The sequence below is a fragment of the Nocardia sp. NPDC003345 genome (assembly GCF_053589395.1).
Map to the genome: position 1 here is coordinate 1 of NZ_JBSFRU010000101.1, position 18,321 is coordinate 18,321.

At 68.4% G+C, this 18,321-nt stretch carries 19 protein-coding genes; 13 read left to right on the forward strand and 6 right to left on the reverse strand.

Features of this window, described 5'->3' with window-relative positions; genetic code table 11:
* Positions 1-193: hypothetical protein (locus ACWDU1_RS13915; RefSeq protein ID WP_449998533.1), on the forward strand; the 193-nt coding region annotated here is incomplete at its 5' end.
* Between the two features lie 11 nt (positions 194-204).
* On the opposite strand, the gene ACWDU1_RS13920 is transcribed toward ACWDU1_RS13915, so the two are convergent.
* The gene (locus ACWDU1_RS13920) at positions 205-597 is read right to left on the reverse strand and encodes a PPOX class F420-dependent oxidoreductase (protein WP_449998535.1); all 393 of its coding nucleotides are present in this window, start codon (positions 595-597) and stop codon (positions 205-207) included.
* A 144-nt stretch (positions 598-741) separates the two neighbouring features.
* Between ACWDU1_RS13920 and ACWDU1_RS13925 the strand changes: the two genes are divergently transcribed.
* A complete protein-coding gene (locus ACWDU1_RS13925) occupies positions 742-1,104 on the forward strand; it encodes a hypothetical protein (RefSeq protein ID WP_449998536.1) in 363 nt (120 codons plus the stop codon).
* Here the strand turns inward: ACWDU1_RS13925 and ACWDU1_RS13930 are convergent.
* Positions 1,025-2,638: an MFS transporter gene (locus tag ACWDU1_RS13930; RefSeq protein WP_449998565.1), complete on the reverse strand. Its 1,614-nt coding sequence runs from the start codon at positions 2,636-2,638 to the stop codon at positions 1,025-1,027. The genes ACWDU1_RS13925 and ACWDU1_RS13930 overlap by 80 nt on opposite strands.
* A gap of 58 nt (positions 2,639-2,696) precedes the next feature.
* Here ACWDU1_RS13930 and ACWDU1_RS13935 point away from each other — a divergent pair, with 58 nt between their 5' ends.
* The 3 genes from ACWDU1_RS13935 to ACWDU1_RS13945 all read left to right on the forward strand — a co-directional run bounded on the left by ACWDU1_RS13935 (position 2,697) and on the right by ACWDU1_RS13945 (position 4,960).
* Positions 2,697-3,434, forward strand: a complete 738-nt coding sequence (locus ACWDU1_RS13935) for a TetR/AcrR family transcriptional regulator (protein ID WP_449998538.1) — start codon at positions 2,697-2,699, stop codon at positions 3,432-3,434.
* 31 nt (positions 3,435-3,465) lie between these two features.
* The gene (locus tag ACWDU1_RS13940; protein ID WP_449998540.1) at positions 3,466-4,218 is read left to right on the forward strand and encodes a nucleotidyltransferase domain-containing protein; all 753 of its coding nucleotides are present in this window, start codon (positions 3,466-3,468) and stop codon (positions 4,216-4,218) included.
* A gap of 247 nt (positions 4,219-4,465) precedes the next feature.
* Positions 4,466-4,960 (forward strand): hypothetical protein, encoded by a 495-nt coding sequence (locus ACWDU1_RS13945; protein WP_449998542.1) that lies wholly within the window; start codon positions 4,466-4,468, stop codon positions 4,958-4,960.
* Positions 4,961-5,001: 41 nt separating this feature from the next.
* Here the strand turns inward: ACWDU1_RS13945 and cobN are convergent, their stop codons facing one another.
* The 3 genes from cobN to ACWDU1_RS13960 all read right to left on the reverse strand — a co-directional run bounded on the left by cobN (position 5,002) and on the right by ACWDU1_RS13960 (position 9,390).
* Positions 5,002-8,634: a cobaltochelatase subunit CobN gene (gene cobN, locus ACWDU1_RS13950; RefSeq protein ID WP_449998544.1), complete on the reverse strand. Its 3,633-nt coding sequence runs from the start codon at positions 8,632-8,634 to the stop codon at positions 5,002-5,004.
* 183 nt (positions 8,635-8,817) lie between these two features.
* Positions 8,818-9,138, reverse strand: coding sequence for a hypothetical protein (locus tag ACWDU1_RS13955; RefSeq protein ID WP_449998546.1), 321 nt, complete (start codon positions 9,136-9,138; stop codon positions 8,818-8,820).
* 126 nt (positions 9,139-9,264) lie between these two features.
* Positions 9,265-9,390 carry a hypothetical protein gene (locus ACWDU1_RS13960; RefSeq protein WP_449998548.1) on the reverse strand — a complete coding sequence of 42 codons (126 nt, stop codon included), beginning with the start codon at positions 9,388-9,390 and terminating at the stop codon, positions 9,265-9,267.
* A 56-nt stretch (positions 9,391-9,446) separates the two neighbouring features.
* Between ACWDU1_RS13960 and cobG the strand changes: the two genes are divergently transcribed.
* Positions 9,447-10,631, forward strand: a complete 1,185-nt coding sequence (gene cobG / locus ACWDU1_RS13965) for a precorrin-3B synthase (RefSeq protein ID WP_449998549.1) — start codon at positions 9,447-9,449, stop codon at positions 10,629-10,631.
* On the opposite strand, the gene ACWDU1_RS13970 is transcribed toward cobG, so the two are convergent.
* Positions 10,632-11,480, reverse strand: a complete 849-nt coding sequence (locus tag ACWDU1_RS13970) for an oxygenase MpaB family protein (protein WP_449998551.1) — start codon at positions 11,478-11,480, stop codon at positions 10,632-10,634.
* A gap of 235 nt (positions 11,481-11,715) precedes the next feature.
* Between ACWDU1_RS13970 and ACWDU1_RS13975 the strand changes: the two genes are divergently transcribed.
* The 7 genes from ACWDU1_RS13975 to ACWDU1_RS14005 all read left to right on the forward strand — a co-directional run.
* Complete coding sequence (locus tag ACWDU1_RS13975; RefSeq protein ID WP_449998552.1) at positions 11,716-12,843, forward strand: NDMA-dependent alcohol dehydrogenase; 1,128 nt, start codon at positions 11,716-11,718, stop codon at positions 12,841-12,843.
* A 218-nt stretch (positions 12,844-13,061) separates the two neighbouring features.
* The gene (locus tag ACWDU1_RS13980) at positions 13,062-13,232 is read left to right on the forward strand and encodes a hypothetical protein (RefSeq protein WP_449998554.1); all 171 of its coding nucleotides are present in this window, start codon (positions 13,062-13,064) and stop codon (positions 13,230-13,232) included.
* Between the two features lie 65 nt (positions 13,233-13,297).
* Positions 13,298-14,533 carry an FxsB family cyclophane-forming radical SAM/SPASM peptide maturase gene (locus tag ACWDU1_RS13985; protein WP_449998555.1) on the forward strand — a complete coding sequence of 412 codons (1,236 nt, stop codon included), beginning with the start codon at positions 13,298-13,300 and terminating at the stop codon, positions 14,531-14,533.
* Positions 14,530-15,768 carry an MFS transporter gene (locus ACWDU1_RS13990; protein ID WP_449998557.1) on the forward strand — a complete coding sequence of 413 codons (1,239 nt, stop codon included), beginning with the start codon at positions 14,530-14,532 and terminating at the stop codon, positions 15,766-15,768. The genes ACWDU1_RS13985 and ACWDU1_RS13990 overlap by 4 nt, the downstream gene beginning before the upstream one ends.
* 160 nt (positions 15,769-15,928) lie before the next feature.
* Positions 15,929-16,525 (forward strand): TetR/AcrR family transcriptional regulator, encoded by a 597-nt coding sequence (locus ACWDU1_RS13995; protein WP_449998559.1) that lies wholly within the window; start codon positions 15,929-15,931, stop codon positions 16,523-16,525.
* An 84-nt stretch (positions 16,526-16,609) separates the two neighbouring features.
* Complete coding sequence (locus tag ACWDU1_RS14000; RefSeq protein ID WP_449998561.1) at positions 16,610-17,503, forward strand: alpha/beta hydrolase; 894 nt, start codon at positions 16,610-16,612, stop codon at positions 17,501-17,503.
* A gap of 96 nt (positions 17,504-17,599) precedes the next feature.
* The coding region (locus ACWDU1_RS14005) for an AAA family ATPase (protein WP_449998563.1) at positions 17,600-18,321 on the forward strand (722 nt) is incomplete at its 3' end.

Genomic DNA, 18,321 nt, shown 5'->3' on the forward strand with positions numbered 1-18,321 from the left:
CGCCGCGGTCTTCGGCCGGCTCGCCGGGCAACGCCCCGAGGCGGCCGTGCGCCCGATCATCGCCCTCGTCGACGACCCCGTACCCGGCCGCGACGCCTATCGCGGCGGTAAGCGTGTCCCGCTCGTCACCGGACCCGACGACCGGGCCGAAAGCGCCCGCCTGGCCGAGGCGGTGGACGACGGCCTCGGCTGAGTGCCGAGCGCTCAGCCCGACGCGGCGGGCCGTTCGGTGATCGCGATCCCCACCGATCCGCCCGCGCCGCGGAACAGCTTGTGCCCCCGGATGGCAATCGTGCCGACGATGCCGTATTTGCGGCCGACGACCTGCCGGGCGCGTTCGGTTCCGGCGGCATCGAGGATCTCGGCGGCGCCGGTGAGGATCTCTCCACCCTCCGGACGGCCCCTGCTGTCCGAGATCTGCAGCGTCACCTCCGGATTCCGGTGGATCCGCTTCACCTTCCAGGAGGTCGGGTTGGTCCACACCAGCAGCCGGTCGCCGTCCGGCGCCGCCCAGACCGGGGTACCGACGGGTGAACCGTCCTTCTTGTAGGTGGTCAGCAGAACATACTTGGCCTGCACCATCTCGTCCCAGCTCATGGATTCACGGTAGGCGCCCGGACGACATTCGTCACGAAACACCGGCGCGCCCGGCGGCGTCCACCCCACTCGCCGGGCTCGCGCGGGAGCAGTAACGAACTCCGGTCCGCCACCGACGACCACGGTGACATAGGAGGAGTGCCGATGAGGAAAACGATTGTCACCGCCGCACGCGTCGCGGCCGCCGGGGTCACCGGTCTGGCCTTCGCCGCGGTCGTGGGCGCCGGCACCGCACAGGCGGCGCCGCAGGATTGTGTGGTCCAGCGGGATCTCTTCGGCGCGTCGGCGACGTGCGGGCCGGACGGCGGGACCAACTACGTACTGCACGTCGACTGCGTGGGGCTCTATGCCAGCGGGCCGTTCCCGCTGTACGCGGTCGGGCCGTATTACGCGCTCAGCTACCCGTTCACCCCGGCCGGGCAGCGGATCAGCACGGGTTGCACGGGGATGGGGCCCGGCGTCGTCGCGGTGGCCACGAACGCTTTTGTCGAGGTCTACCGCGGCTGAGACCGCGCATCGCGTGCACCGTAGCGGTATCGGCGGTACCGATGAGCGCGACCCCGGCGGCCGGGCCCACATCCGCCGGACCCACCTCCGCCGGGACGTCCGGGGGCCCGGAAGCCGCCGCCCGCCGGGGCCGTAGCAGCAGGAGACCGGCGAGCGCGCCCGCCACACAGAACCCCACGCTCACCCACGCCCCCGTCGACACCGCTGCCGCGAACGCCGTCGTGGCGTCCGCGGTGTGACCCAGTTCGAAGGCGGCACCGATGGATTCGCGGGCGGCCGAGGGCGCGGCGGCGGGCATCCGGGAGGTGAACACCTCGGCCAGTACACTGCCGAGCATCGCGATACTCAGCGCCACCCCCACCTGCTGCAGGGTGTCGTTCAGCGCGGCGCCCACCCCGGCATGCCGTAAGGGGACGGCGTTCAGCACGGCGGCATAACCCGCGGGCCCCGCGAGTCCCCCGCCCATCCCGGTGATCAGCATGCCCGCCAGCACCCACGGATACCCGGTACCGACGGCCAGCACGGCGAACCCGGCCGCCATCACCGACAATCCGGCCACCATCAGGGTGGCGTTCGTGAGGTCGCGGCCCAGCGTCGCGCCGAGACCGTTGCACAACGCACCGGCCAGGGCATAGGGCAGCAGCGCGAAACCCGCTCGCATCGGCCCGAATCCGAGCACGAACTGCAGATATTGAGTCAGCATCAGTGTCACCGCGCCCATACCGAACACCATCAGCAGCACCGTGACGCAGGTTCCGGTGAATCCGCGATTCGCGAACAGGTGCAGCGGCAGCATCGGATTGTCGTGACGCCGCTCCCACCGCACGAAAGCGACCGCCGTGACCGCCGCGAGACCGACCACGAGCGGGTTCCACACCCGTTCGATGATCAGATACACCGCCGAGGTGAGGGCCACGATCGACAACACCACACCCACACCGTCGATCGGACGCCGCTCGCCCGCGGTCTCCGGCATCAGCAGCACGGCGGCGGTGATGGCCAGCCCGACCACCGGGATATTGATCAGGAACACCGAACCCCACCAGAAATGCTCCAGCAGCAGCCCGCCGAGCACCGGACCGGCCACGATACCCAGGATCGACACGGCCGACCAGACCGCGAGGGCCATCCGGCGCTCGGTCTCGTCGAAGGTCGTCATCAGGATGGACAGCGTCGACGGCATCAGCAGCGCGCCGCCGATACCCATGATGATGCGAGACCCGATGAGCTGCCAGGGTTGATCGGCCGATACCGCGGTGATGGAGCCCGAGGCGAGCACGAGCAGGCCGAGAATCAGCATGCGCCGCCGCCCGAAGCGGTCCGACAGGCTGCCCGCGGTGAGCAGTAGTCCGGCGAAGACCAGCACATAGGAGTCGAGAATCCACTGGATATCGGAGGGCGTGGCATCCAGTTCGCGGATCAGTGACGGGACGGCGATGGTGAGGGCGGTGCTGTCGATCATCGGTACGAGCAGTGCGAGGCACAGGGCGCCCAGAATCGGCCACCTGCGCGGGTCGCGTCCGGCATTCGACATCACTCGCACACTGTACGACCGAATCGAACAGTGTGCGAGTGTGCGTTAGGATCAACGGGTGCCCAACCAGTTCGACTCCGTCTGGACCCGCGCACCCCGTCGGCCCAGACCCACGGGATTGAGCCGCGACCAGATCGTCCGGGCCGCGGTCACGCTGCTGGACAAGGAAGGTCTGGACGCCCTGAGTATGCGCAGACTCGGCGCGGAACTCGGCGCGGGCGCCACCAGCCTCTACTGGCATGTGGCGAACAAGAACGAACTACTGGAACTCGCGCTGGACGAGGTCTGGGGGCAGGTGAGCCGCACCGGACCCGAGCACGAGGTGGAGTTGCGAGATCTGCTCACCACCTACGCCCACGACCTCCGCGCTGTCCTGCTGGCCCATCCCTGGTCGGCGACCCTCGTGGGCCGCTTCCCCAGTATCGGGCCGCAGGCGTTCCGGGTTCGTGACCGGTTACGACAGGCATTCGCGGCGGCGGGATTCCGGGATCCGGATGCCCACCTCGCCGGGACCACGGTGACGAATTTCGTTGTGGGGCAGGTGGTTCCGGTGATAGCGATGGAACAGGCCCACGGCGGGCCGGTGGATCGCGAAGCGGCGATCCGGCTCCTGGAGCGGGTGAGCGAGGACTATCCCGAGATACGCGCCGGTTACCGCGAGCTGATACCCACCGGCGCCGGGGCGGGCAGTACACGGGTTTTCGATTTCGGACTCGGGTGCGTCCTGGACGGCCTGCAGGCCCGCCTGCGCGAAACATCCCCGGGAACCCACGCGACCGTGGCCGGGCGCCGGTGATCGCACGAACACGGCGACACGAAAGGGAGTTGTGACCGACGACGAGTTCCTGGACCATATCGCCGACCGGCTGGCCGGACTCCCCGGCGTCCGGGCGGTAACCCTCGGCGGCTCCCGTGCCCAGGGCACCCACCGCCCCGACAGCGACTGGGATTTCGCCCTCTACTACCGCGACCGGTTCGACCCGGCCGATCTGCGCGCGCTCGGCTGGCCCGGTGAGGTCTCCGAGCTGGGGGCCTGGGGTGGGGTGTTCAACGGTGGGGCGTGGCTGACGGTGGACGGCCGCCCGGTCGACGTCCACTTCCGCGATCTCGCGGTGATCGAGCACGAGATCACGGAGGCCGAGGCCGGACGATTCCGCTGGGAACCGCTGGCCTTCCATCTCGCGGGCATCCCGAGTTACCTGGTGGTCGGTGAGATCGCCACGGCCCGGGTGCTGCGCGGATCGCTGCCGGAGCCCAGGTTTCCCGAGGCCATGCGGACCGCGGCGCCGCCGGTCTGGCGGCGGCAGGCGGAACTGTCGCTGCACTACGCGCAGTCGGCCTATGCCGCGCGGGGCAAGGTCACCGAGACCGCCGGACTCCTGGCGACGGCGGCCATGCAGACCGCGCACGCGATCCTGGCGGCGCGCGGCGAATGGGTGACCAACGAGAAACGCCTGCTGGAACGGACGGGGTTGCGCGGGATGGATGCCATCCTCTCCGGGTCGGCGGCCGATCCGGCGGTGCTGACCCGCCGGATCGAGGCCGCTCGCGCGCTGTTCGCGGAAATGGATTCCGCATAGACCGGCGGCGGGCGCAGACGGTTACGGTACGGTCACGACAAGATCGAACATCACATGTTCGGTAAGAAGGATCTCGCGACTGTGGCGATCCGGCATATACGCCCTAGAGTCGCGGAGGGCCGGGTGACACCGCGCGCGACGCGAGCGTTACCGGCCGACCGGACGGGTGTCATCGCGGACACCGAATCGACTCGACCGGCCTGGACGTGTATGCGTCCGGCGGGTGCAGACCCCGAAGGATCCACCGATGAAGAAAACTGTTGTTGCCGCCGCGGCAGTGCTTCTGCCGATCGTCTTCGCGTCCCCGGCTCTCGCCGAGCCCACCCCCATCGCGCCGGTCCCGCCGGCCGCGGCAATGGACGAAGCGGTGGCGTCCGGTCCGCTCGGCAGCACCTTCGATGTCCGCACCGGCGGTGATATGGCGGTGACCGTACAGCCCTCCGACGCCGCGGTGTCCGCGCGTGCCGACGGTCAATCGGTGCTGGTCTACGAAGTGGCCGCCGAGCAGACGGCCGGCCGGCCGTACTTCCTGCCGACGCTCGATATGCGCATGATCATGCAGGACGGGGCGAAGGTGTACCCGTTGACCGGTGTGGCCGGTGAGTATCCGTCCGGATTCATCGCGCAGGGACAGCCGCGCAGCGGACTGGTGGCGTTCGGGGTGAACCCGGGACAGGTCCCGAAGGAGGTCGTATTCGCCACGGCCGATGATGTCGTACAGGGGGCCTGGCGGGTCGGATAGCGACCGGGTGGGGCCGGCACGATGCGCCGGCCCCGGCCCGTTCATTCCAGCTCGCCCTCGGTTTCCAGGTAGATCTGCCGCAGCCGGTCCAGCGTTTCGGTGTCCGGGTCCGCCCACATCTTGCGTTCGGCGGCCTCGAGCAGGCGCTCGGCGATCCCGTGCAGTGCCCACGGGTTGGACTGCTCCATGAACTTGCGGTTCGTCTCGTCGAAGACGTAGCTCTCCGCCAGTTTCTCGTACATCCAATCGGCGACCACGTCGGTGGTGGCGTCGTAGCCGAACAGGTAGTCGACCGTGGCCGCCATCTCGAAGGCGCCCTTGTAGCCGTGCCGGCGCATGGCCTCGAGCCAGCGCGGATTCACCACCCGGGCCCGGAACACCCGGGTGGTCTCCTCGGACAGGGTGCGGGTGCGCACCGAATCGGGGCGGGTGCTGTCACCGATATAGGCCTCGGGGTTCTTGCCGGTCAGCGCCCGCACCGTGGCGACCATGCCGCCGTGGTACTGGAAATAGTCGTCGGAGTCGGCGATATCGTGCTCGCGGGTGTCGGTGTTCTTCGCCGCCACCGCGATCCGGCGGTAGGCGGTGCGCATATCGTCGGCGGCGGGGGCACCGTCGAGGTCGCGGCCGTAGGCGTAACCACCCCAGGTGGTGTACACGTCGGCGAGATCGTCATCGGTGCGCCAGCTCTTGGAATCGATGAGCTGTAGCAGGCCCGCGCCGTAGGTTCCGGGTTTGGAGCCGAAGATCCGGGTGGTGGCGCGGCGGTCGTCACCGTGCTCGGCGAGATCGGCGGCCGTATGGGCGCGGACGTAGTTCTGCTCGGCCGGTTCGTCGAGGGCGGCGACCAGGCGAACCGCGTCGTCGAGCAGGGCCAGCACATGGGGGAAGGCATCCCGGAAGAAGCCGCTGATGCGGACGGTGACGTCGATACGCGGGCGGCCGAGTTCGGCGAGATCGACGACCTCGAGCGTGGTGACGCGGCGGCTGGCCTCGTCCCAGACCGGGCGCACCCCGAGCAAGGCCAGTACCTCGGCGATATCGTCACCGGAGGTGCGCATCGCGGAGGTCCCCCAGACCGACAGGCCCACCGAGCGCGGGTATTCGCCGTGATCGGCCAGGTAGCGTTCCAGCAGCGAATCCGCCATGGCCCGGCCGGTTTCCCAGGCCAGTCGGGACGGCACCGCCTTGGGGTCCACCGAGTAGAAGTTACGGCCGGTGGGCAGCACGTTGATCAGGCCGCGCAGCGGCGAGCCGCTGGGGCCGGCCGGCACGAACCCGCCGTTCAGGGCATGCAGTACCCGCTCGATCTCGATCGAGGTACCGCGTAACCGCGGTACCACCTCGGTGGCGGCGAACCGCAGGATCGCGGTCACCGCGTCCCGGTCGCCGCCCGCGTCACCGAACAGTCGCGGCGCCGCCCCGGCGACCAGATCGTCCACCGCGTCCGCCGACCATTCCGCGGCCTGCAGACCCGCCAGCAGTTCCCGCGCCCGCGCCTCGATCGTGTCGACCCGCTCGCGTGCTTCCCCACCGGCCTCGCTGAGCCCGAGGGCCTCCCGCAGCCCGGGGACCGACTGTTCGCCACCCCACAGCTGCCGGGCGCGCAGCATCGCCAGCACCAGATCGACTTCGCCCTCACCTACCGGCGCCTGCCCGAGAATATGCAGGCCGTCGCGGATCTGCACATCCTTGATCTCACACAGCCAGCCGTCGACGTGCAGGAGCATATCGTCGAAGGATTCCTCGTCCGGGCGTTCGGCGAGCCCGAGGTCGTGGTCCATCTTCGCCGCGCGCATGAGCGTCCAGATCTGCTGCCGGATGGCGGGCAGTTTGGCCGGGTCGAGTGCGGAGATATTGGCGTGCTCGTCCAGCAGCTGTTCGAGCCGGGAGATATCGCCGTAGCTCTCCGCGCGGGCCATCGGCGGGATCAGATGATCGACCAGGGTGGCGTGCGCGCGACGTTTGGCCTGCGTGCCCTCGCCGGGATCGTTGACCAGGAACGGGTAGATCAGCGGTAGATCGCCGAGCGCGGCATCGGTACCGCAGGCGGCGGACATGCCCAGCGTCTTACCGGGCAGCCATTCCAGATTGCCGTGCTTACCGAGATGCACCACAGCGTCGGCGCCGAAACCGCCGGAGCCGGTATCGGCGGCGAGCCAGCGGTAGGCGGCGAGATAGTGGTGGCTGGGCGGTAGGTCGGGGTCGTGATAGATGGCGACGGGATTCTCCCCGAACCCGCGCGGCGGCTGCACCATCAGCACCACATTGCCGAAACGCAGTGCGGCGATCACGATTTCACCGCGCGGATCGGCGGAACGGTCGACGTACAGTTCGCCGGGGGGCGGGCCCCACGCCTCGACCACGGCCTCTCGCAACTCGCCGGGCAGGGTCTCGAACCAGGCGGTGTAGGTGGCGGCGCCGATCCGGATGGGGTTGCCCTCGAGCTGTTCGGCGCTCAACCAGTCGGGATCCTGGCCGCCCGCGGCGATCAGGGCGTGCATCAGCGCGTCGCCGTCGCGCTCCTCCAGACCCGGGATCTCCCCGGCCGTGCCGAGGTCGTAACCCGCGGCACGTAATTCGGTGAGCAGTGCGATCGCGCTGGCGGGGGTGTCGAGGCCGACGGCGTTACCGATGCGGGCGTGTTTGGTCGGATAGGCCGACAGCATGAGCGCCAGCCGCTTCTCGGCGGCCGGAATATGACGCAGCCGCGCGTGCCGGACCGCGATCCCCGCGACCCGGGCGGCGCGTTCGGCGTCCGGGACATACGTGGACAGTCCGTCGGCGTCGAATTCCTTGAACGAGAACGGCACGGTGATGATGCGGCCGTCGAATTCCGGTACCGCGACCTGGGTCGCCACATCCAGCGGGGAGAGCCCGTCGTCGTTGTCCTCCCACTGCCGCCGGCCGCCGGTCAGGCACAACCCCTGCAGGATGGGCACATCGAGGTCGGCCAGGGCACCGATATCCCAGGCCTCGTCGTCACCACCGGCGGAAGCGGTGGCGGGTTTGGTGCCGCCCGCCGCCAGCACCGTCACCACCAGGGCATCGGCCTTGCGCAGCGTGTCGAGCAGTTCGGGTTCGGCGGTGCGCAGCGAGGCGCAGTAGACCGGCAACGGCCGTGCGCCGGAATTCTCGATCGCGGTGCACAGCGCGTCGATGTAGCCGGTGTTACCGGCCAGATGTTGGGCCCGGTAGTACACGACGCCGACGGTCGGTACCCCCGCGACCGGCTCCGGATAGCGGGCGGCGCGCTCCAACGCGCCCCAGGCGGGCAACTGTACCGGCGGTTCGAACCCGTGCCCGGTGAGCAGGACCGTATCGGACAGGAAGTGGTGCAGCTGGAGCAGGTTCGGCGGGCCTCCGGCCGCGAGATAGTTGTGCGCGTCCGCGGCGACACCGACCGGCACGGTCGACTGTTCCATCAGTTCGGCGTCGGGCGCCATCTCCCCACCGACCGCGATCACCGGGACACCGCTGTCGCGCAGCACCTCGAGCCCGTCCTCCCAGGCCCGTTTACCGCCGAGGATGCGCACGACCACCAGGTCGGCGCCGTCGAGCAGCCCCGGCAGATCCTCCACCAGCAGCCGGGCCGGGTTACCCCACCGGTAGTCGGCGCCGCTGGCGCGGGCGCTCAGCAGATCGGTATCGGAGGTGGACAGCAGCAGAATCACTAGGTGACCTTCCTGGGGTGACGCGCCCGTCGGGGTTCGAGGTGCTCGCCGGAGAGGGTCTGGCTGTATCAGTGGCGCGACCGCACCGGAATCCCACCGGTTTCCTCGTCACCCGCCGAGCGTTCGGATGCTACCGCGACGCCCCCACCGGGCCGTGGCCCGGTGGGGGAAACGATCGGATGGCTACGCCGTGAAGAAGAGGACGTAGACCAGTCCGGTGGTAACGAGCAGGATCGGCGTGATGATCCGGAAGACCCGGGGCCGCAGGTGCGGCGGGAAGGCGAAGGGCGCACACAGGGTGACCACCGCCGCCGACGGTACGGACATGAGGGTCCCGGCGATCAACTCGTAGCCATGCGGATCGGTGGCGAAGCCGGTGGAGAACCGCGAACGGATCACGATGAAAACGCATCGTAACCAGAACACGGCCACAGCTGTCGCGACGACAGCGGCCAGCACACGCCCGATCCGGGCTACCGGGACCCGGTACCGCCGAGTGCTCATCGGACCCGTTCGGCGATCATGGCCGCGACTCGGGACGCCGGGGTGCGGATATCCGCGGCCACGGCGGGTGCGGACGAGCGGATCACGCTGCTTGTTCTTGTCTGCACGGTCATCCTCCCACGGACATCACAGCACAGCGCGATCCGTCGCGCAGCGGTCGGGCGCATCAGGGCCGCCTTCGCCCGGGCGTTCCGCGGAGACAGCGGCGACGACGAGCAACCGCGGACCGGCGACGCCTGCACGTTCACTCATCGAACGCGACCTGTGCCGGTAGGGCGGGATGCGGCGGCCCGTATCCTGGGCGGGATATGCCACGTACGAATGCCGATTCCTGCCCCGGTGTCCTGCGGCTGCACCAGGCCGCCGACGGACCGCTGGCGCGGATCCGGGTTCCGGGCGGGCAGCTGACCCCGGCGCAGTTGCAGAGCCTCGCGGAATCCGCGCACGACCTGGGCGACGGGCATATCGAACTGACCTCGCGGGGCAATGTGCAGTTGCGGGGGGTGCGCGATGCCGGAGCCCTCGCCGATCGCCTGGACGCGGCCGGCCTGCTGCCGAGCCGGACCCATGAGCGGGTCCGCAATATCATCGCCTCGCCGCTGTCGGGTCGTGTCGGTGAGTACGCCGATATCCGGGCGCTGGTTCCCGAGCTGGACGCCCGGCTGTTGGATTCGCCGCGGCTGGCCGAGCTCCCGGGCCGGGTGCTGTTCACCGTGGACGACGGACGCGGGGATGTGAGCGCGCTACGCCCGGATATCGGCGTGCACGCGCGCGGCGCCGGCCGGTTCGCCCTGCTGCTCGCCGGAAGCGACAGCGGGATCCGCGTTTCCACCGCCGACGCCGTCGATGTCCTGATCGCGGCGGCGCACGGTTTCCTGGCACTCGGCACCGATCGCTGGCGGCTGCACGAGGTGGAGGACGGCGCCGCACGGGTGGCCGCTCATCTGGGCCTGACTCCCGGCGCCGAACGGATCGAATTCGCCGCCGCCGAACCGCCGATCGGCTGGCTGCCGCAGCGGGACGGTCTCGTCGCGCTCGGCGCGGGTGTGCGGCTGGGATCACTACCCGCGCGCACCGCGGAATTCCTGGCCGCCGTGGAACGGCCGGTGCTGCTCACCCCGTGGCGCAGCCTGATCGTCGCCGACCTCGAGGAGTGGCCGGCCGAGCAGGTCGTCCGGGTGCTGGCGCCGATGGGCCTGATCTTCGACGCGGCCTCGCCGTGGTTGCGGGTCACCGCGTGCGCGGGCCTGCCGGGGTGCGCCAAATCGCATACCGATGTCCGCGCGGACGCGGCGGGCGCGGTAGAAGCGGGCCGGACGGAGGGGCCGGCCGCCGGTGCAGAGGTCATCGTGCCGGCGGAAGACGTGGTTGCCGACGGACGGCAGCACTGGTCGGGTTGTGATCGCCGGTGCGGACGACCCACCGGACCGGTCACCGAGGTCACCGCCACCCCGGGCGGCTACCGTGTGACCCCACCGGACGCGACCGGCTGATCAGGCTCCCCGCACCCGTTTGATCCCGGCGTAGGCGCGCGGCGCGTAGCGCAGCCGTTCCGGCAGTAGCGGCCAGACCCCGCGGACCGTCGCCGCGAAAACGCCGAACAGCCGCTGGTCGAGGGTGTTCCAGCGCAGATCGAGGATCTCCCGGGCGCGTTCGGGCATCAGCGCGTTGGCCAGCCAGACGTTGAACCCCATCACCGGACGCCAGATCACCGACCACACCGGTTCGGGGATACCGGGCATCGCCGGAATCCGGACGCTGCCGAGCCGCAGCGCGAAATCGGTGGTCGGGTTGGCCTCCAGCACCTCGTCGATGGTGCGGTCCCAGTACTGCCGGAACTCGGCATAGTTCGAGACCAGTACACGATCGGAGAGCCCGTACATTCGCCACCAGGTGACACCCTCGGCGATCAGCTGATCCTTCTCGGCCGCGGTGAGCGGGGTGCCGAAATGCTCGTTGATGGCGATGGTCAGCTCGACGAAGGTGGCGTGGGTCCACCAGTACACGTCGGGGTTCAGCGCGTGATAGCGCTCGCCCCGGGAATCCGTGCCCTTCAGCGGACGGTGATAGTCACGCACCCGTCCGGCCTGGGCCTCGGAGTCGGCATCGTAGATCATGCCCTGGATCTGCGGCAGCGAGCGGATCAGGCGGTCCCAGGGGTCCTGGAAGAAGTTCGAGTGGTCCTGCAGCGCCGCCCCGACGGCGGGGTGCATGTTCTGCAGGATCCCGGTCCGGCCGAGGAACAGCATGTTCCGGTAGTCGCCGGCGTATTTCCAGGTGAGCGACCCGGCTCCGATGGGCGCGCCCACCGGGGCGGACAGTTCTGTGTTCGGAACTCCCATGATCCGACCTCCTCGTCTCCACAGCTTGAAAGCCTGAGACGAATAGTAGGTCATTGTCTCAGCACCTCGCCCGGCCGGGGCGCCGGCGACTCCCACCCGGGTTCCCCTCCCCAGACCGGAGAGACTGCCGTATTCTCGTCCGGACGGATGTCCGAACAGCTGTATATTTCCGATCGGAAACCGCCGCCCGGCGGTGTCACGGGCGCGGGGAGCTCTGACGAAAGCGAGTACACCGATGAAGACCAAAGGCGCTCTCATCTGGGAATTCAACCAGCCGTGGCAGATCGAGGAGATCGAAATCGGCGACCCTCGCAAGCACGAGGTGAAGGTCGCGCTGGAGACGGCGGGCATGTGCCACTCCGACCACCATCTGGTGACCGGCGGTATTCCGATGATGGGCTTCCCGGTACTCGGCGGCCACGAGGGCGCGGGGATCATCACCGAGATCGGCGAGGCCGTCGAGGATCTCGCGGTCGGCGATCATGTGGTGCTGTCGTTCATCCCGTCCTGCGGGAAATGTAAATCGTGCCAGGCGGGCCTGCGTAACCTCTGCGATCTCGGGGCGCTGCTGCTCGCGGGCACCTCGGTGACCGACGGCTCGTTCCGGATCACGGCCCGCGGCCAGGATGTCTACCCGATGGCCCTGCTGGGCACCTTCTCCCCGTACATGGTGGTGCACGAGAGTTCGGTGGTGAAGATCGATCCCTCGATCCCGTTCGAGGTGGCCTGCCTGGTGGGCTGCGGCGTCACCACCGGTTACGGCTCGGCCGTGCGCACCGCCGATATCCGGCCCGGTGAGGATGTGGCCGTGATCGGGATCGGCGGCCTGGGAATCGCCGCGATCCAGGGCGCGGTCCACGCCGGCGCCCGCTATATCTTCGCGGTCGACCCGGTGCCGTGGAAACAGGAGCAGGCGTTGAAATTCGGCGCCACCCACGCCTACGCGACCATCGAGGAGGCCACGGCCGCCTGCGCGGAGATCACCTGGGGCGGTATGGCGAAGAAGGTCATCGTCACCGTGGGCGAGGTGAAGGGTTCGGAGGTGGACAGCTGGATGGGTATCACCGCGAAGGCCGGAACCTGTGTGCTCACCGCCATGGGCAACCTGGTCGACAACCAGACCACCCTGAACCTGTCGATGCTGTCCCTGCTGCAGAAGAACCTGCAGGGCACCATCTTCGGCGGCGGTAACCCGCACTACGACATTCCGCATCTGCTGTCGATGTACCAGGTGGGCAAACTCAACCTCGACGATATGGTCACCCGTCAGTACCGGCTCGAGGACATCAACGACGGCTATCAGGACATGCTCGCCGGGCGCAATATCCGCGGCATCATCCGCTACACCGACGCCGACCGCTGACCGGCCGCGGTACGGGTTACCGAGGCCGACGCAGATCCGCCGAACGTCCGAGGGCCGGCCGGTCGACCGTCCGATACGACCGGCCCGGCGACCGGGCGACAGACCGATACCGCCGTCTGCGACACCGCCGTAGCGTTATCCGCGGACGTCACAACGGACGAAACAGAACCGTTTCCGTCACCGTGGCCGCTCCGGCTGTATCGACAGAAAGGCATGTCATGCCCACTCACTCCGTACCTACAGGCACCACCGCGGGAGTCGGCCTCGCCGAGCTCGCCGAGCGGTCGGGCGGGTCGTCGGCCGTGCCTGCCGCTCTGCGGGCGCATATCGGATCCTCCGACGACCGCAAGCGCGGCAATTTCAGCTCCTTCATCGCGCCGGGCGTCTGACCCCCTCATCAACTCGTCCCGGCGTCCGTCCCGGGCGCCGGGACTCCGGAATCGGGAGGGCGCCCATGAAACCGAGTACGGACCCCGCACAGAACTCGGCGGTGGAAGAATGGCCGTCCGGCGGGCGGCACGCGCGCGAACTACGCGAGTCCCGCCGGCCGCGCCTGCCGTTCACCGAGTTCGTCGTGAAGATCCACAGCCGCTGCAATTTGGCCTGCGACTACTGCTACGTCTACGAGATGTCGGATCAGAGCTGGAAAGACCAGCCCAAGAACATGTCCGAACCGATCTTCGACTATGCGTGCCGCATGATCCGGGACCACGCCGCGCGATTCGCCCTGTCCGAAGTGAGCCTGGTGTTCCACGGCGGGGAGCCACTGCTGGTGGGCCACGTGGCGCTGGAGCACTTCGCGCGCCGGGCCCGAGAGATCCTCGAACCGACCGTCCGGGTCCACCTGGGCATGCAGACCAACGGTGTCCTGATCGATGCCGAATTCCTCGATATCTGTACCCGCAACAGCGTGGCGATCGGTGTGAGCCTCGACGGCGACGAGCGCGGACACGACCGGCACCGGAAGTACCGGCGGGGTACCGGTAGTCATGCCGACGTCGACGCGGGGCTGAGGCTGCTGACCGGACCGGAGCACAGGCACCTGTTCTCGGGACTGCTCTGCACGATCGATATCGACAACGATCCGCTCGATACCTACGAGGCGCTGCTCGGCCACCGGCCACCGTCGCTCGACCTACTGTTACCGCACGGCAACTGGACCAGCCCGCCACCGGCTCGGACCGCGGACCGGACGTCGACACCATATGCCGACTGGCTTATCACCGTCTTCGATCGCTGGTATGGAGCTCCCGTCGCGGAGACCCGCATCCGGCTCTTCGACGAGATCATCGAATTGCTGCTGGGCGGAACCGGCGCCTCGGAGTCGGTGGGACTCGCGCCGGTACAGCTCGCGGTTATCGAGACCGACGGCAGTCTGGAACAGGTCGATGCGCTGAAATCGGCTTTCGCGGGCGCTGCCAGAATCGAGGGCGGTACCGGCGGCAACGCACTCGACCGGGCGACGAGGGAACCCGCGGTGATCGCCCGCCAGATCGGCATCGAGGCGCTCGATGCGAGCTGCCGCGCCTGCCCGCTGCACCACGTGTGCGGCGCAGGACATTACGCCCATCGATACCGGGCCGGTCACGGGTTCCGCAACCCCTCGGTGTACTGCGCCGATCTCGAGAAGCTGATCAGGCATATCGAGTCCCGGATACAGGCCGACCTCCATGCCGTAGTGGAGCGATGAGCCGTCACGGCATTCTGGGAAACCGGAACTTCCTACTGCTGTGGTCCGGTAACGCGATCTCGCTCGTCGGTTTTCACGGGGTCCGAATCGCCTACCCGTTGCTCGCGCTGACGATCACCGGTTCGGCTGCCCTCGCCGGTTGGGTCGGATTCGCCATCTCGCTACCTGCCCTGATCTTCCAGATTCCGGCGGGAATCGCCGCGGACAGCTGGGATCGACGGACGATCATGATCGTCTGCCAGACCGCCGGACTCGCCGCGGCCGGCGCGGCGTGCCTGATTCTGGCATTCGATCTACCGCAGCCGGGCGCATTGCTGATGATCGCCGCCTTCGTCGAGGGCACTGCCTTCGTTTTCTTCGGAATCAGCGAGCTGGCAATGATCCGGGATGTCGTGGACACCACGCAGCGGCCGACGGCGTTCTCGTTGTTCGAGGCCGAACAGCCCATCGCGCTGATCATCGGCCGTGCAGCCGGGGCGACGGTCTACGGAATCGCTCGATGGCTGCCTTTCGTCGCGGATGCCGTCACCTATCTGGTCTGCCTGTGCACCCTGTGGTCGATTCGGCTCGACCCGGCCCGGCGTACCGCCGGCGAGTCGGCGAAATCCGCGCCCGCGACGCTGCGGACCGGGATGAATCTTGTTCTCGGGGAACCGTTTCTCCGCAGCTCGACGGTGATCAGTGGACTGTCGAATATGGTCATTCAGGTCGTCATCCTGCTGATCATCGTGGAAATCGAACGCTCCGGCCGACCGATCTGGACGGTCGGAGTCGTCTTGGGGGCCGCCGGCGTGGGCGGAATCATCGGATCTGCCGGTGCCGCGGCGCTGGCCGCACGATTCAGCCCGGAGCGGCTGTATCGCTGGGCACTGTGGTGCTGGACGGTATTGCTCGTTCCGATCGCCGTGTGCTCCCAGCCGTTGGTCCTGGGTGCGGCGTGGTTCGGCGTCGGCGCCGTGGGAGCGGTGGTGAACGTTGCCCTGACACTTTTCCGGGTGGAGCGAATTCCGGAAGAGGTCTTGGGCCGCGCGGTCGGCACCGTCTCGATGGTGACCGACGGGGCGGTCGCGCTCGGCGCGATCATCGCGGGCTATCTACTCGGCACGCTCGGCACGACCACGACAGGATGGATTCTGGTCGCCACGATGTTCGGGCTCGCCGCAGCCGGCTGTTCGACCGGGCGATCGCCCGGTCTCACCGAGATGGCCACCGGCACCGAGGTGATCCACAGGTAGACCTCGGCGGCGCGTACCCGATGAGCGGGAGGTCCAAACATCGCCGGCGAAGACGACCCGGCCGGCCGCGCTGTCGGACGAGGGCCGCGTACATGTCGCGGCCTGGACCGACACCGACTGTCGCCGCAGCTCCGGCCCCGGATCTCGGTACGGTGAGCAGATGCCGGATATCTCCGCCGCGTCCCGCACCGGCCGCCCTCGCGACAGCCGAGTGGATACGGCACTGCTCGCAGCCGCCGCCCAGCTCATCGCCGACCACGGGTACGGCGCACTCACGTTCCAGGCTGTCGCCGATGCGGCCGGAACCAGTAGGCCCGCGCTCTACCGCCGCTACACCAGCCGCGCCGACCTCGTGGTCTCCATGCTCATCGCACGCTACGGACTTCAACCCGGCGCCGAGGATCTCGGCGGCATCGAAGCCGAACTCTTCGCGATCCAGCAACACCAGCGTGAGCTCTTCAACGACCCGGTACTGCGCCGGGCAGTGCCCGGACTATTGGAAGAACTCGGCCGCACACCGGAAGTCGCACGCCGATTCCAGGAGCAATTCCTCCGGCCGCGCCGCCGCTCGACAGCGACCATCCTCGAACGCGCGGTCGCCCGAGGTGAAGTCACCACAGAAGTCGACCCCGAATGGCTGTGCGACCTGATCACCGGCCCCATGCTCATGCGCGCACTCATACCCGAGCTGGGACCGATCGACGAAGAGCTCGTCCAACGCACCGTACGATCCGCGCTCGACACGGTGGGCCTATAGGGGCGACGGCAGCGTCATGGTTGACGTCACAATAACCACGGGCTACTTTCATTACGGTTCGGTACGTAATGAAAGGCTCTGTCGATGCGCGAGGACGTGGAATTTCTCAGTGGCGGAGTCACCCTGCGCGGATGGCTGTACAGGCCGGACCCCGGCACCGACCCGGTGCCGCTGGTGGTGATGACCCACGGTTTCGCGGGCGTCAAGGAATGGGTCGCACCGTTCGCCGAGGTCTTCACCGCCGCCGGGCTCGCCTGCCTGGTCTACGACCATCCCGGTTTCGGCACCTCCGACGGCGAGCCGCGCTTCGAGGTCGACCCCACCGCACAGATCGAGGGCTACCGCGACGCGGTGACCTACGCACAGTCGCTCGACGGAATCGACAGTGATCGGATCGGCATCTGGGGAACCAGCTATGCCGGCGCCCATGTCCTCGTCGTCGCCGCGACCGACCGCCGCGTCCGGGCGGTGGTCTCCCAGGTTCCACTGACCAACGGCTGGGCCACCTTCGGCCGCCTCGTACCATCGATCATGCTTCCGGCTGTGCGCGAGGCGATCGCCGCGGACCGCGCGGCCCGGTTCGCGGGTGCGGCGCATCAGACGATCAAGGCCGCTTCCGATGATCCGGCCGAACTGGTCGCGATGCCCGGTGCCGAGGTCTACGAATGGCTGATGGCACACGGCCCACAGGTATCGACCTGGCGCAACGAGGTCACCTTGTCCAGCGTGGACAAATTTCAGTGTTACGCACCGGAAGCTTTTCTACGCCGCATTTCACCCACTCCCCTGCTGATGGTGATCGCCGATGCGGACACCCTCACGCCCAGCGATATCGCCCTGGAGAGCTACGCCGACGCCCTCGAGCCGAAACAACTCACGCTCGTTCGCGGGGGCCACTTCGCCGTGTACGGCGACCGATTCGATCAGGCATCCTCGGCCGCCCGCGAGTTCCTGCTGACCCAACTCACCGATCGGTGACCCACGTGTCCGGCAATGCGCCGAGGTCATCGCACGGCCCGCCCGGTAGCAACCGGGAGACAGCCGATCAGTCGGCAGAAAGGGAATACCGGCCGCGTGCTGCACGGTCGAGATGATGTCATCGAACAGATCGCGACACTCATCGGCAACAGCCGAGCCGGTCGCGGTGGCGCACTGCTGATCACGGGTGCACCCGGCCAGGGCAAGACCGCGCTACTGGGACACGCGGCAACACTGGTGGACGGCGACTGGCTCGTCCTCCGCTGCCGCGGAACCGAGCAGGAAGCGGGACTTCGCTACGGCGGACTGCACCAACTGCTCGCGGCGATGCCGGACACGGGCGGATTCCTACCGGAACCGGCGCCCGCGACGGCGCGACCGACAGCACACGATCGACCGCTCCCGCCGGACGACAGCTACCGAGTAGGTCTCGGGTTGCTCACGTTCTGGTCGACGCTCACTGCCGAACGCCCGGTGCTGTGCCTGATCGATGACGCGCACTGGTGGGATCCGCCCTCCCTTCACGCCCTGGCCTTCGCCTCACGACGGCTGATCGCGTATCGATCGGCAGTGCTCGTGTTCGCCCGCGAACAGGACCACGGCTACGGTTTCCCCGAGACCTGGCTGACACCGCTGAGCAGAGAGAATTCGAGATCTCTTTTGAACGCTCGGCTTCCCGGGCTGCCCGCCGACACCCGCGAGCGGATTCTGGACACCGCGGCCGGGAATCCCTCGGCACTGCTCGAACTGCCCATCGCCAACAGAGATCTCCCGACCATCGGACCACTGGCACTGACCGACCGCCTTCGACGGGAGTA

Excerpts from the sequence above, each read along its gene's own strand:
- ACWDU1_RS13920 (WP_449998535.1), bottom strand. The coding sequence starts at position 597 with ATGAGCTGGGACGAGATGGTGCAGGCCAAGTATGTTCTGCTGACCACC.
- ACWDU1_RS13925 (WP_449998536.1), top strand. The coding sequence starts at position 742 with ATGAGGAAAACGATTGTCACCGCCGCACGCGTCGCGGCCGCCGGGGTC.
- ACWDU1_RS13930 (WP_449998565.1), bottom strand. The coding sequence starts at position 2,638 with ATGTCGAATGCCGGACGCGACCCGCGCAGGTGGCCGATTCTGGGCGCC.
- ACWDU1_RS13945 (WP_449998542.1), top strand. The coding sequence starts at position 4,466 with ATGAAGAAAACTGTTGTTGCCGCCGCGGCAGTGCTTCTGCCGATCGTC.
- ACWDU1_RS13955 (WP_449998546.1), bottom strand. The coding sequence starts at position 9,138 with ATGAGCACTCGGCGGTACCGGGTCCCGGTAGCCCGGATCGGGCGTGTG.
- ACWDU1_RS13960 (WP_449998548.1), bottom strand. The coding sequence starts at position 9,390 with ATGAGTGAACGTGCAGGCGTCGCCGGTCCGCGGTTGCTCGTCGTCGCC.
- cobG (WP_449998549.1), top strand. The coding sequence starts at position 9,447 with ATGCCACGTACGAATGCCGATTCCTGCCCCGGTGTCCTGCGGCTGCAC.
- ACWDU1_RS13970 (WP_449998551.1), bottom strand. The coding sequence starts at position 11,480 with ATGGGAGTTCCGAACACAGAACTGTCCGCCCCGGTGGGCGCGCCCATC.
- ACWDU1_RS13975 (WP_449998552.1), top strand. The coding sequence starts at position 11,716 with ATGAAGACCAAAGGCGCTCTCATCTGGGAATTCAACCAGCCGTGGCAG.
- ACWDU1_RS13980 (WP_449998554.1), top strand. The coding sequence starts at position 13,062 with ATGCCCACTCACTCCGTACCTACAGGCACCACCGCGGGAGTCGGCCTC.
- ACWDU1_RS13985 (WP_449998555.1), top strand. The coding sequence starts at position 13,298 with ATGAAACCGAGTACGGACCCCGCACAGAACTCGGCGGTGGAAGAATGG.
- ACWDU1_RS13990 (WP_449998557.1), top strand. The coding sequence starts at position 14,530 with ATGAGCCGTCACGGCATTCTGGGAAACCGGAACTTCCTACTGCTGTGG.
- ACWDU1_RS13995 (WP_449998559.1), top strand. The coding sequence starts at position 15,929 with ATGCCGGATATCTCCGCCGCGTCCCGCACCGGCCGCCCTCGCGACAGC.
- ACWDU1_RS14000 (WP_449998561.1), top strand. The coding sequence starts at position 16,610 with ATGCGCGAGGACGTGGAATTTCTCAGTGGCGGAGTCACCCTGCGCGGA.